The following is a 12671-nucleotide window of genomic DNA, read 5'->3' on the forward strand; positions in this document are numbered from 1 at the left end:
TCGCCGGCTTCCGACTTCCCCCGAGTTTCTCCATGCGCCGCTTACTGTTCAGCTTGTTGCTACTCAGTGGTTTTGCCCACGCACAATTGCCCGAAACCGACTGGCTGTCGCTGATGCCCAAAGCCGATCAAAAGGCGTTGGAGGCCATGCCGGAAATTAGCCACAACACTCCCGAAGGCGACGGTACGTTCACCAGTAAAGGCGGCTTGAAGCAGGAGAAAGGCCTGCCAGCGGTGATGTATTCCACCCACACCGTGGCGGCGATGAACAACAAGACCATCCGCATCGGCGGCTACCCGGTGCCGCTGGAAACCGACGCCAAAGGCCGCAGCACCTTGTTCTTCCTCGTCCCGTACCCCGGCGCCTGCATCCACGTGCCGCCACCACCGCCGAACCAAATGGTGCTGGTGCGTTATCCCAAAGGCCTGAAGCTCGACGACATCTATAACCCACTCTGGGTGACCGGCACCTTGAAAGTGGAAAAGGTCAGCAACGACCTGGCCGACGCCGCCTATGCACTGGATGCCAGCAACGTGCGAGCGGTGACCGAGGCCGACCTGTAATGGCCGTAGCCGGTGCGTCACGATAGATTTTTTCTTATGGCCATCAAGCGGCGATAGCTTTTAATCTGCGTTTACATTTTTCAGCGCCGGTTCACTGCTATGCCGACTTCCATTCTTGCCATGCGAAACGCCTGGGTTAACCAGGCGCACAACCACCCGTTCACCACCCTGGGTTTCGGCGCCGCTGCCGTCGCGGTGCTGGTGTTGCTGGTGATGAGCATCTACAACGCCTTTCAGGGCGACGGCTCCGGGCACTTGCACATCGCCTTCTACGGCGGCATGGCCGGTTTCGGCGCTACGGCGTTGGGCGCGATTTTCGCCCTGACCTTGGGCTCGATCAAAGCCCGCACCCAAGACACCATGCTCGGCTTCGCCGCCGGCATGATGCTCGCCGCCAGTTCCTTCTCGCTGATTTTGCCGGGCCTGGCCGCCGCCAAAGAAATTACCGGCAACGGCCCGATGGCCGCCTTAACGGTGGTTGTCGGCCTCGGCCTGGGCGTGTTGCTGATGCTCGGCCTCGACCGTTTTACCCCGCACGAACACGACAGCACCGGCCCCTGCGGCCCGGAAGCCGAGCGCATTAACCGCGTGTGGCTGTTTGTATTGGCCGTGACGCTGCACAACATCCCCGAAGGCATGGCGATTGGCGTGAGCTTTTCCGGTGGCGACATGAGCGTGGGCCTGCCGTTGACCACCGCCATCGCCATCCAAGACATTCCCGAAGGCCTCGCCGTGGCCATGGCGCTGCGGGCCACCGGTATGTCGTCGATGAAAGCCGCGCTGCTGGCCGTTCTGAGCGGTGCCATGGAGCCGTTGGGCGCGTTGATCGGCATTGGCGTTTCCAGCGGCTTCGCCTTGGCGTATCCGATCAGCATGGGCCTGGCCGCTGGCGCGATGATTTTTGTGGTGTCCCACGAAGTGATTCCGGAAACCCACCGCAACGGCCACCAGACCCCGGCCACGCTGGGCTTGATGGCGGGCTTCGCGGTAATGATGTTCCTCGATACAGCGCTGGGCTAACGGGTTCAGGTGCTGGTGTCGGTATCTACCAGGCGGTTACGCCCCAGCGCTTTGCCGCTGTACAAGCGCTGGTCAGCGCAGCGGTAGAGTTCGGCCGCGCTGAGGCCATCGATCGGCCACTGGGCCAGGCCGAAGGTGGCCGACAGGGCGATAACCTCGTCGCCATAGCACAGCGGATGGCTGGCGATGTGCTCACGCAGGTTTTCCACCAACGGCGTCGCCGCCGCCAGCTCGGTGTTGGGCAAAATCAGCCCAAACTCTTCGCCACCCAGTCGGCCCAGGCTGTCGGTGGCCCGCAGCCTTAGCCGCAAACCGTTGCAGATATGTTGGAGCGCCTGATCGCCCGCGTCGTGGCCCCAGGTGTCGTTGACCCGTTTGAAATGGTCGACATCCATGATCACCAACACCACCGGCAAGCTGCTGCGTTCCGCTTCCAGAATGCTGCGCTCCAGCGCCTGCTGAAAACTGCCGCGACTGGCCACCCCGGTCAGCGCATCGGTTTGCGCCTGGCGTTCGAGCTGGTCGTAGGCAACGGCGCGGCGGAATTCGTACAGGTGCACAAAGATGATGATCATCACCCCGCACAGCACGGCGTTGAGCACATCGATGAGCGCGGCGGAATCGGCCGGCAGCGGGTATTTGTCGAAATACAGGGCAATGGCGGTGAGCGTGAACGGCATGGTCAACAGGAACCCGCGCACCCGGCCCAGCAGCAAATACGAGAGCAGCGGAATGATGTAAATCCACACGTAGGCGGCGCTCGACGCCTCGGGCATGACGATGATGTACAGAAGAAAAAAGAAGGTCGGGATCAGGTACAGGTAAATCCACGGCACCAGGTTGCGCACCGCCACAATCTTCCAGCCACCCCAAACCAGCAGCGCGCTGGTGACCAGCTCGAACACGGCGATGGCGGGATGCGAAGCCAGAAACTGCAGCACGGCGAAGCAACTCAGCGTGACGCCCGTGCTCACCAGAATCAGGCGCATCAGCGTGCGCTTACCGGTGTCTTCCAGGCCGTTCTTACCCGCCGAAGCGCTGAATTTTCTGAGCATGGGAGCCGGGCACTGGCGAAGAGTGATGGCGCATTGCAATACAGTGCCGGGCGATTGGCAAGGGGCGCTTGAGCGGGAGCCCCCGTATTTAGGCGGATTCAGCCCAGAGCGTGACGGCCATGGTGTGCGCGGCGCCGGGCGCGAGGGTGAGGTGGTCGTCCAGCACGTTGGCGGTTTCGATGCACAACATGCCGGGCCAGGCGTCGTCGGCGAACTGGCTCAAGCGCTGGGCTTTATCGGTCCACGGGTTCCACACCACCGCCGAACGCGAGCCGCTGCTGGCCAGGTGAATGCGTCGGTTCCACAGCGGATCAAAGATGCTCACCTGCGCCGGCACATCGAGATAGATGCGGTCGGTTTCGCCAGTAAACGTGATGTCGCCGTGCTGGGTGCGCTGCTCCCAGTTCGCCAGTGTTTCGATGTAGCGGGTCTGGTCGAAGCCTTCGAGGCGCGTCTGGTGGATGTCACCCACAGCAAAATAGGTATGCAACGCCTGGCTCAGCGCCAACGGCTGATCGCTGCCGTTTCGGGTGGTCAGGCTGAGGGTCAGGCGTTCGTCCAACTGAACGTCCAGGCTCAGTTCGATGCCGGCGGGCAGCGCGGGCAGGCTGTTGGCCGGCAGGGTGAAACGCAGGGTCACGCGCTGGTCATCGTTGTCGATGCCTTGCAACTGCCAGTCTAGGCCGCGAACTGGGCCGTGAGCGGGTGCCGGCGCGCCGGCGTGTTGCTGCTGAATCGGTTCGGGGTTGCGCGCCAGGTCGCCAAACCAGGGCCAGCACACCGGCACACCGCCACGCACCGATTGGCCTTTTTTATAGGCGGCTTGCTCGCTCAGCCAAATGACCGGTTGTTGATCGTGGGGCTGGTAAGTCAGCACCTGCGCGCCCTGTTGGGCGATCAGCAAATTGGCGTGGGCGGTGCGAATGCGCCAGCACACCAGTTCGTCCAGTTCGATGCGTTCAACGTGGGGGGCGGTGGTGGCGAGAGACATTCGGGAACTCCTGACGTACGAAGATCAGTCCCCTCTCCCGTGTATGGGAGAGGGTTAGGGAGAGGGCAGCAGGCGACTCGATTGAACATGGCGTGACGGCCGGCCCTCTCCCCCAGCCCCTCTCCCACAAGTGGGCGAGGGGAGTTCAATGCAGCAATGCTTAACGCCGTGGCACGGGCCGCGTACGTCCGCTGCCATCGATAGCCACGAACACAAACACCGCCTCGGTGACCTTGCGCCATTCGCTGGAGAGCGGGTCATCGCTCCACACCTCGACCAGCATCTGAATCGAGCTGCGGCCGATTTCCAGGGTTTGGCTGTAGAAGGAAAGCTGCGCGCCTACGGCCACCGGCACCAGAAACGCCATGCGGTCGATGGCGACAGTCGATACCCGGCCGCCAGCGACTTTGCTCGCCATGGCCGTGCCGGCGAGGTCCATCTGCGAGACCAGCCAGCCGCCGTAAATGTCGCCGAAGCCATTGGTTTCGCGGGGGAGGGCGGTAATTTGCAGCGCCAGATCGCCTTGCGGCGTTGGGTCTTCTTGTTCGAGTTCGATCATGCCTAGGGTGCCTCTTACCCGTCACTCTTATTGGTTGTGGTCAGTCTCGGGCTTGACTGCTCACTCGGCTAACAGGCCGCAAGTTGGGTTCGCAGGAGACCCGGCCGCTCTAGCTGGGGCCAGACGCGGACAGGCCGCAGTATATCGGGGGTTTTGTCCTAGCACGACTGCCGGGTTCCAGAATTGACCGAGATGATTACATTGCTGTGTCGAACTGTCGCAATTTGCTATCGTGCCGCCCTGCCGCGCGGGGCTTCGCGCCCGCTGTGGCTGCGCTTTCAGCCGATTGAGAAGCCCTCTTTTATGTCCACCGCCGCATCGCCCGCTCCTGTCCCGACCCGACCGCTGACTCGCAGCGATTACAAAACCCTCTCGCTGTCTGCCTTGGGCGGTGCGCTGGAGTTTTACGACTTCATCATTTTCGTGTTCTTCGCGGCCGTGGTCGGCAAGCTGTTCTTCCCGGCCGAAATGCCCGAATGGCTGCGGCAGATGCAAACCTTCGGCATCTTCGCCGCCGGCTATCTGGCCCGCCCGCTGGGCGGCATCGTCATGGCGCACTTCGGCGATCTGCTCGGGCGCAAGAAAATGTTCACCCTGAGCATTTTCATGATGGCCGTGCCCACCTTGCTGATGGGCTTGCTGCCCACTTACGCGCAGATCGGTATCTGGGCGCCCATCGCCTTGCTGGTGCTGCGGGTGATTCAGGGGGCCGCCATTGGCGGTGAAGTGCCCGGCGCCTGGGTGTTTGTCGCCGAGCACGTGCCGCCACGGCACATCGGTTATGCCTGCGGCACGCTGACCTCGGGGCTGACCGCCGGCATTCTGCTGGGCTCGCTGGTGGCCACCTTGTTCAACAGCATTTTCACGCCCGAAGAACTGCTGGCCTACGGCTGGCGCGGGCCGTTCCTGCTTGGCGGCGTGTTTGGGTTGTTCTCGGTGTACCTGCGCCGCTGGCTGCACGAAACGCCGGTGTTCGCCGAGCTGCAGCAACGCAAAGCCTTGGCCGAAGAGGTGCCGCTCAAGGCCGTGGTGCGCGATCACCGGGGCGCGATTCTGCTGTCGATGCTGCTCACCTGGGTGCTGTCGGCCGGCATTATCGTGGTCATCCTGATGACGCCCACGCTGTTGCAAACCCTCTACCACTTCAACGCGGCCACGGCGCTGCAGGCCAATAGCCTGGCCATCGTGTTTTTGAGTATTGGATGCGTAGCGGCTGGTGCCTTGGCCGATCGCTTCGGCGCGGGCCGTGTGTTTATCGTCGGCAGCTTGCTGCTGTTGGCCAGTTCGTGGACGTTCTACACGCAGGTCAGCGCTCATCCCGAATGGCTGTTCCCGCTCTACGCGCTAACAGGCCTGTTCGTGGGCACCATCGGCGCGGTGCCGTTTGTGATGGTCAATGCCTTCCCGCCGGTGGTGCGTTTTTCCGGGTTGTCGTTTTCCTACAACCTGGCCTACGCCATTTTCGGCGGGCTGACACCGATGCTCGTCACCCTGCTGCTCAAGACCGACCCCCTCGGGCCGGCCTATTACGTGGCCGCGTTATGCGGCCTGGGGTTTTGCGTGGGGCTGTACCTGCTTATTTCGAAGCGCTGACCCGCCACACTTTGTTGCCGACGTCGTCCGTCACCAGCAGGGCGCCCTGGCTGTCGATGGCGACATCCACCGGCCGGCCTTGCGCTTCGCCTTCAGGGTTGAGGAAACCGGTGAGCACGTCTTGCGGCATGCCGTTGGGTTTGCCGCCGCTGAACGGCACGAAGATCACCTTGTAGCCCGCGCGCGGCTCGCGGTTCCATGAGCCGTGTTGCGCCACCAGCAGCCCTTCCTTGTAGTCCGGCAGTGCGCTTTTGTCGCCAAAGGTGATGCCCAGCGACGCGGTGTGCGAGCCCAGCGCGTAATCGGGCACCAAGGCTTTGGCGACCAGGTCCGGCTGCTGCGGCTCTACGCGTTCGTCGACGTGCTGGCCGTAGTAGCTGTAGGGCCAGCCATAAAAACCGTCTTCCTTCACCGAGGTGATGTAGTCCGGCACCAGGTCATTGCCGATTTCGTCGCGCTCATTCACCGCCACCCACAGCGCACCGGTGGTGGGTTCCCAGGCCAGGCCGTTGGGGTTGCGCAGACCGGTGGCGAACAGGCGTTTGTCGCCGCTGCTGGGGTCCAGCTCCCAGATGGCGGCGCGGCCTTCTTCTATATCCAGGCCGTTTTCGCCGACGTTGCTGTTGGAGCCGACAGTGACGTACAGCTTTTTACCGTCCTGGCTGGCGATCAGGTTTTTCGTCCAGTGATGGTTCAGGCCGGCCGGCAGCGCGGTGATTTTGGTCGGCTCGGCGCTAATTTCGGTCTGACCCGTCACGTACGGCACACGCACCACGGCGTCGGCGTTGGCGATATACAAGTCGTTGCCAACCAGGGCCATGCCGAAGGGCGAGTGCAGGTTTTTCAAAAAGGTGGTGCGCACTTCGGCGATGCCGTCGTGGTCGGCGTCGCGCAGCAAGGTGATGCGGTCGGCACTCGGCACGCCGGCACCGGCCTTGGCCATGATCTTCTTGGCCACCCATTCCTTGATTTTGAAATCGCCTTCATCTTCGGGCTTCGGCGCGTTGCTCTCGGCCACCAGCACGTCGCCGTTGGGCAACACGTGCAGCCAGCGCGGATGGTCCAGCCCTTCGGCAAACAGATTGACCTTGGTGCCCGGCGCCGCCTCCGGTGTGCCGCCGACGGGCCAGCCGACCGCGTTGGCAATGTTCACCGTCGGCAGCAGGCCCGACTCGGGTTCCGGCAGGGTCGGCTTCGGCCCGTAGCCCTTTAGCGCATCGGCGGTTGGCGTTTCCGCGCAGCTCACGCACGCGACGGTCAGTAGGGATAGCGGCAGTAAACGAGCGAAATGCATGGGGCGGTCTCCGGGTCGTTGCTAGTGGCTCAATAAGTGACAGCACAACGTTCACACTGTTTTGAAAACCTGCGCTGCGGCTTTGTTGGCGGCTTTTAGTTATACGGCAGCTTCGAGATTCTGGACCCCCGCCTTCGCGGGAGTGACGGGATGCGCATCTATTTATAGGTGGTGGAGCGTCGCGAGCGAAGGCCAGGCAAGGCGAAGGGCGGACGAGCGAGCGCAGTTGGCTCAAGCCAATGAGCATCGCGACCCGCACTTCAACGCCGCATGGCCGAGCGCAGCAGCTTCCATGCTGGCCTTTCATCTAATTGTCACATTCAAGTCATAGAGTCTTCACACGGCCTACAGATACTTGGGCCCGTTCCATCACAACCCTATCCTGCTAGGAGCAAGGCATGAAACTTAAGCGTTTGATGGCGGCCCTGACTTTTGTCGCCGCTGGCGTCGCCACCGCAAGCGCGGTTGCCGCTGTTGACCCGTCGATCCCGGCCTACAACAAGACCACCGGCGTATCCGGCAACCTGTCCAGCGTTGGTTCCGACACCCTCGCCAACCTCATGACCCTGTGGGCTGAGGAATACAAACGCCTGTACCCGAACGTCAACATCCAGATTCAGGCCGCCGGTTCCTCCACCGCGCCACCCGCTCTGACCGAAGGCACCGCTAACCTGGGCCCAATGTCGCGCAAAATGAAAGACGTTGAGCTGCAAGCCTTCGAATCCAAATACGGCTACAAGCCGACTGCCGTTCCGGTAGCCGTCGACGCCCTGGCTGTATTCGTACACAAAGACAACCCGATCAAAGGCCTGACCATGGCTCAGGTTGATGCGATCTTCTCGGCAACCCGCCTGTGCGGTGGCCCGAAAGACATCAAAACCTGGGGCGACCTGGGCATCACCGGCGACCTGGCCAACAAGCCAGTACAACTGTTCGGTCGTAACTCGGTATCGGGCACCTACGGCTACTTCAAAGAAGAAGCCCTGTGCAAAGGCGACTACAAAGCCAACGTGAACGAGCAGCCGGGTTCGGCTTCGGTGGTTCAGTCCATCAGCTCCTCGCTGAACGGTATCGGCTACTCGGGCATCGGTTACAAAACTGCCAGCGTTCGCACCGTGCCTTTGGCTAAGAAAGAAGGCGGCGAGTTCGTAGAAGACAACGAGCAAAACGCCCTGAACGGTTCCTACCCGCTGTCGCGCTTCCTGTTCGTGTACGTGAACAAGGCGCCGAACAAGCCTCTGGCTCCGCTGGAAGCTGAATTCGTGAAGATGGTGTTGTCGCAATCCGGTCAGCAAGTGGTCGTGAAAGACGGCTATATCCCGCTGCCTGCGAAAGTTGCCGAGAAGGCGTTGAAAGACCTGGGTCTCTAAGACCAGCAGGAGCGGTTAACCGCCGCTCCGTTGAACACATAAGCGCCGTTTGGTGATCCCGAACGGCGTATTTCGCAAGCCCGCTGTCAATTGCACTTGGTGTTATTGCTCAGTGGGTTTTTTGCGTCACTGCTTTGTCATGTTTCTGTCATACAGAGCCGCTAGGGTGTGCGCATGAACGATCTGGCAAATTCCCCCATGACTGCGAATTCTTCCTCCGGACGCATTGATTTCAATACGCCCGAGCTGCAACGCAAGCGCCGTATGCGTGCGCTTAAAGACCATTTGGCCCGCTGGTACGTAATGATCGGCGGCCTTTCCGTGCTCGGCGCGATCACGCTGATCTTCTTCTATCTGGGCTACGTGGTGTTCCCCCTGTTTCAGGGCGCCGAGCTGACCGAGAAGAAGGTGCAGACGCCTGCATGGCTTCAACAAGACGCTGGCAAACCGCTGCTGCTCGCCATTGAAGAGCAGAACCAGGTGGCCATGCGCGTTTCCGATAAGGGCGAGGTGATTTTCTTCACCACCAAAACCGGCGACGAAATCAAACGCTTCCCCCTGACCTTGCCGGCCGGCGCCACCGTGGCGTCCATCGGCCAGGCGCAAGCCGGTAACAATCTGGTGGTGCTGGGCTTGTCCAACGGCCAGGCGCTGGTGTTCAAGCACACCTACGTTGTCACCTACCCGGACAACCACAAAACCATCACCCCGCAGCTCGATTACCCCTACGGCGAAGCGCCGCTGGCCATCGACCCGCAGGGCCGCCCGCTGGAACACGTAAGCATCAACGCCAACGACGAAACCATGTTGCTCGGCGCCTCCAGCGGCAGCGAGTTGCTGATGCTGTCGCTGACCAGCGAAGAAAACATGATGACCGGCGAAGTTACGCTGACGCAGGACCGCATCGCCCTGCCGCAGATCGCCGACCCCATCAAAGCGCTGTACATCGATCCGCGCCAGCAGTGGCTGTACGTGTTGAACGGTCGCGCTCAAGCCGACGTGTTCAACCTGCGTGAGCGCAGCCTCAACGGCCGCTACAAACTGCTGGAAGACGCCGACACCGAAGTCACTGCCAGCGCCCAGTTGCTCGGTGGTATTTCGCTGATGGTGGGTAACTCCAAAGGTGGCATCAGCCAGTGGTTCATGGCCCGCGACCCGGACGGTTCCTCGCGCTTCAAGCACATTCGCGACTTCCAGCAAGGCGATTCGGCGATTCTGCAGATCAACCCGGAAGAGCGTCGCAAAGGCTTCGTTGCCCTGGATGCCGCCGGTGAGCTGGGCGTTTACCACAGCACCGCCGAACGCACGCTGCTGGTGGAAAAAATTGTCGAGGGCAAAGGCGCCCTCGCCATGTCGCCACGGGCCAACCGTCTGCTGGTTGAAGCCGGCACCGAGTTGCATCCGCTGACCCTGAAGAACCCGCACCCGGAAGTGTCGTTCAGCGCGCTGTGGGGCAAGGTCTGGTACGAAAGCTACGACGAACCTAAGTACATCTGGCAGTCGACTGCCGCCAACACCGAGTTCGAGCCCAAGCTGAGCCTGGCACCGCTGACCTTCGGTACGCTGAAAGCCGCGTTCTACGCCATGCTGCTGGCCGCGCCGCTGGCCGTCGCCGCCGCCATCTACACCGCCTACTTCATGGCGCCGCGCATGCGCCGCAAAGTGAAGCCGGTGATCGAACTGATGGAAGCACTGCCCACCGTTATTCTCGGCTTCTTCGCCGGCCTGTTCCTGGCGCCGTATGTAGAAGGCCACCTGCCGGGCATTTTCAGCCTGCTGGTGCTGACGCCGTTGGGCATCTTGCTCGCCGGCTGGGGCTGGAGCCGCCTGCCGGAGTCCATCCGCCTGCGCGTTCCGGAAGGCTGGGAATCGCTGACGCTGATCCCGGTGATCCTGATCGTCGGCACCCTGGCCTTGGGCATGAGCCCGTACATGGAAAACTGGTTCTTCGGCGGCGACATGCGCCTGTGGATCTCCCATGACCTGGGCATCACCTACGACCAGCGCAACGCCTTGATCGTCGGCCTGGCCATGGGTTTTGCGGTGATCCCGAACATTTTCTCGATTGCCGAAGACGCCGTGTTCAGCGTGCCGCGCAGCCTGACCCTGGGCTCGCTGGCACTGGGTGCAACCACTTGGCAGACCATGACCCGCGTGGTGATTCTCACCGCCAGCCCGGGCATTTTCTCGGCGCTGATGATCGGCATGGGCCGCGCGGTCGGCGAAACCATGATCGTGCTGATGGCCACCGGCAACACGCCGGTCATGGAAATGAACCTGTTCGAAGGCCTGCGCACCCTGGCCGCCAACGTGGCGGTGGAAATGCCGGAATCGGAAGTCGGCGGCAGCCACTACCGCGTGCTGTTCCTCTCGGCACTGGTACTGCTGCTGTTCACCTTCATCATGAACACCTTGGCCGAACTGATTCGTCAGCGTCTGCGCAAGAAATACGCAGCGCTCTAAAGGATGAATGCCGTGAAGAAGAATTCTCTCAACGCTTGGTTCAAAAGCGGTTCGCCAGGCATCTGGATGAGCGGCGGCGCGGTGTCTATCGCCGTCATCATGACCATCGGCCTGCTGCTGGTTATTGCCTTCCGCGGTCTGGGGCACTTCTGGCCTGCCGACCTGCTGCAAGCCACCTACTCCATTCCCGGCCAAGCCAGCCACACCGTGATCGGCGAAGTGGTGCAGGCCGAAGAAGTGCCGCTGGCGCGCTTGAAAGGTGCCGGCCTGCCGGTGCCGGAAAACGGCCCGGAGTTCATGACCCGCGAACTGCTGAAAGTGGGTAACCGTGACATCTACGGCAGCGACTTCACCTGGCTGGTCGGCGATTGGCTGGTCGACCAGAAGAAGCCGGTTGAACTGATGACGCTGGTGCGCCGCGAGTGGGGCAACTTCTACGGCACGCTGGTTAGCGTCAAGGAAAGCGGCAAGGTGATCGCCGAAGGCGAAGCCGGCTGGCCGACCCTGCAAGAGCGCATCGTTCGGGTCGAAGGCCTGGCCGAGCAACTGAGCAAGCTGGAAAAGAAAGACATCGGCGCGATCAACCATGACCTCGAACGCCTGCGTCTGAAAACCCGCAAGCTCGAACTCGACAAAGCCCTGACGCCAGAAGCCCAGGCCGACATCGAAGCCGAGCGCGCAGAGCTGGACGCCAAGTACAAAGGCCTGGAAGGCCAATTGCTGGAGCTGCACCAGGCGGTCGACCGCGACAGCATCGTGGTGCGTGAAGCCGACGGCAAAGAAATTGAAATCAGCCTCGGCAAGATCGTGCACGCCTACCAGCCAAACGGCATGGGCGTGTTCACCAAGCTGCGCATGTACTTCGCCAACCTGTGGGAATTCCTGTCGGACGACCCGCGTGAAGCGAACACCGAAGGCGGCATCTTCCCGGCCATTTTCGGCACCGTGATGATGACCCTGATCATGGCCATGATCGTCACGCCGTTTGGTGTGCTGGCGGCGGTTTACCTGCGCGAATACGCCAAGCAAGGCCCGCTGACCCGCATCATTCGCATCGCGGTCAACAACCTGGCCGGCGTTCCGGCCATCGTTTACGGCGTGTTCGGTCTGGGCTTCTTCGTCTACGTGCTGGGCGGTTCCATCGACCGCCTGTTCTTCGCCGAAGCGCTGCCTGCGCCTACCTTTGGTACGCCGGGCCTGATGTGGGCCTCGCTGACCCTGGCGATTCTCGCCGTGCCGGTGGTGATCGTGGCCACTGAAGAAGGCCTGGCGCGTATTCCACGTGCCGTGCGCGAAGGCTCGTTGGCCCTCGGCGCGACCAAGGCGGAAACGCTGTGGAAAGTCGTACTGCCAATGGCCAGCCCGGCGATGATGACCGGCATGATCCTCGCCGTGGCCCGCGCTGCTGGCGAAGTGGCACCGCTGATGCTGGTGGGTGTGGTGAAGCTGGCGCCGTCGCTGCCAGTGGACGGCAACTACCCGTACCTGCACCTGGACCAGAAAATCATGCACCTGGGCTTCCACATCTACGACGTCGGCTTCCAGAGCCCCAACGTCGAAGCGGCCCGCCCATTGGTCTACGCCACCGCGCTGCTGCTGGTGATGGTAATCGCCGGGTTGAACCTGTCGGCGGTGGCCATTCGTAATCACCTGCGCGAGAAGTACAAGGCGCTGGATCACTAACGTCATCCGCGAACGCGGGAAGACGCAGAAAAGAATTTTGTAATTACTGTTGGCCAAATGACCGGTCAGCCAAACGCACA

10 protein-coding genes are annotated in these 12671 nt (G+C 61.8%); 6 read left to right on the plus strand and 4 right to left on the minus strand.

Going from position 1 to position 12671, the window contains the following annotated elements; genetic code table 11:
• The first annotated feature begins 32 nt into the window (after positions 1 to 32).
• Positions 33 to 563, plus strand: a complete 531-nt coding sequence (locus AC0IW7_RS10670; RefSeq protein WP_122492349.1) for a DUF3299 domain-containing protein — start codon at positions 33 to 35, stop codon at positions 561 to 563.
• 99 nt (positions 564 to 662) lie between these two features.
• Positions 663 to 1583: a ZIP family metal transporter gene (locus tag AC0IW7_RS10675; RefSeq protein ID WP_463384381.1), complete on the plus strand. Its 921-nt coding sequence runs from the start codon at positions 663 to 665 to the stop codon at positions 1581 to 1583.
• A 5-nt stretch (positions 1584 to 1588) separates the two neighbouring features.
• Here AC0IW7_RS10675 and AC0IW7_RS10680 read toward each other — a convergent pair whose 3' ends face one another.
• From AC0IW7_RS10680 to AC0IW7_RS10690, 3 genes are all read right to left on the minus strand, one after another.
• Positions 1589 to 2638, minus strand: coding sequence for a GGDEF domain-containing protein (locus AC0IW7_RS10680; RefSeq protein ID WP_471817769.1), 1050 nt, complete (start codon positions 2636 to 2638; stop codon positions 1589 to 1591).
• A gap of 88 nt (positions 2639 to 2726) precedes the next feature.
• Positions 2727 to 3629 carry a D-hexose-6-phosphate mutarotase gene (locus tag AC0IW7_RS10685; protein ID WP_471817770.1) on the minus strand — a complete coding sequence of 301 codons (903 nt, stop codon included), beginning with the start codon at positions 3627 to 3629 and terminating at the stop codon, positions 2727 to 2729.
• 160 nt (positions 3630 to 3789) lie between these two features.
• Positions 3790 to 4188 (minus strand): acyl-CoA thioesterase, encoded by a 399-nt coding sequence (locus AC0IW7_RS10690; protein WP_108095192.1) that lies wholly within the window; start codon positions 4186 to 4188, stop codon positions 3790 to 3792.
• 303 nt (positions 4189 to 4491) lie between these two features.
• Between AC0IW7_RS10690 and AC0IW7_RS10695 the strand changes: the two genes are divergently transcribed.
• On the plus strand, positions 4492 to 5781 hold the full coding sequence (locus AC0IW7_RS10695; RefSeq protein ID WP_471817772.1) for an MFS transporter: 1290 nt from the start codon (positions 4492 to 4494) through the stop codon (positions 5779 to 5781).
• Here the strand turns inward: AC0IW7_RS10695 and AC0IW7_RS10700 are convergent.
• Entirely contained in the window at positions 5765 to 7075 is a 1311-nt protein-coding gene (locus AC0IW7_RS10700; RefSeq protein WP_471817774.1) for a PQQ-dependent sugar dehydrogenase, read from the minus strand. The two genes, AC0IW7_RS10695 and AC0IW7_RS10700, sit on opposite strands and share 17 nt — an antisense overlap.
• Before the next feature lie 398 nt (positions 7076 to 7473).
• Between AC0IW7_RS10700 and AC0IW7_RS10705 the strand changes: the two genes are divergently transcribed.
• The 3 genes from AC0IW7_RS10705 (at position 7474) to pstA (ending at position 12591) form a co-directional block, all read left to right on the plus strand.
• Positions 7474 to 8445, plus strand: a complete 972-nt coding sequence (locus AC0IW7_RS10705) for a phosphate ABC transporter substrate-binding protein PstS (protein ID WP_463384386.1) — start codon at positions 7474 to 7476, stop codon at positions 8443 to 8445.
• A 174-nt stretch (positions 8446 to 8619) separates the two neighbouring features.
• A complete protein-coding gene (locus tag AC0IW7_RS10710; RefSeq protein WP_463551082.1) occupies positions 8620 to 10908 on the plus strand; it encodes an ABC transporter permease subunit in 2289 nt (762 codons plus the stop codon).
• Between the two features lie 3 nt (positions 10909 to 10911).
• Complete coding sequence (pstA, locus tag AC0IW7_RS10715) at positions 10912 to 12591, plus strand: phosphate ABC transporter permease PstA (protein ID WP_471817776.1); 1680 nt, start codon at positions 10912 to 10914, stop codon at positions 12589 to 12591.
• Positions 12592 to 12671 lie beyond the last annotated feature (80 nt).

The sequence above is a fragment of the Pseudomonas sp. AC229 genome (assembly GCF_979254655.1).

What these genes read in the sequence shown, in the direction of transcription:
- AC0IW7_RS10690 (WP_108095192.1), bottom strand. Translation starts at nt 4,188, where the DNA reads ATGATCGAACTCGAACAAGAAGACCCAACGCCGCAAGGCGATCTGGCG.
- pstA (WP_471817776.1), top strand. Translation starts at nt 10,912, where the DNA reads ATGAATGCCGTGAAGAAGAATTCTCTCAACGCTTGGTTCAAAAGCGGT.
- AC0IW7_RS10680 (WP_471817769.1), bottom strand. Translation starts at nt 2,638, where the DNA reads ATGCTCAGAAAATTCAGCGCTTCGGCGGGTAAGAACGGCCTGGAAGAC.
- AC0IW7_RS10705 (WP_463384386.1), top strand. Translation starts at nt 7,474, where the DNA reads ATGAAACTTAAGCGTTTGATGGCGGCCCTGACTTTTGTCGCCGCTGGC.
- AC0IW7_RS10685 (WP_471817770.1), bottom strand. Translation starts at nt 3,629, where the DNA reads ATGTCTCTCGCCACCACCGCCCCCCACGTTGAACGCATCGAACTGGAC.
- AC0IW7_RS10695 (WP_471817772.1), top strand. Translation starts at nt 4,492, where the DNA reads ATGTCCACCGCCGCATCGCCCGCTCCTGTCCCGACCCGACCGCTGACT.
- AC0IW7_RS10710 (WP_463551082.1), top strand. Translation starts at nt 8,620, where the DNA reads ATGAACGATCTGGCAAATTCCCCCATGACTGCGAATTCTTCCTCCGGA.
- AC0IW7_RS10700 (WP_471817774.1), bottom strand. Translation starts at nt 7,075, where the DNA reads ATGCATTTCGCTCGTTTACTGCCGCTATCCCTACTGACCGTCGCGTGC.
- AC0IW7_RS10675 (WP_463384381.1), top strand. Translation starts at nt 663, where the DNA reads ATGCCGACTTCCATTCTTGCCATGCGAAACGCCTGGGTTAACCAGGCG.
- AC0IW7_RS10670 (WP_122492349.1), top strand. Translation starts at nt 33, where the DNA reads ATGCGCCGCTTACTGTTCAGCTTGTTGCTACTCAGTGGTTTTGCCCAC.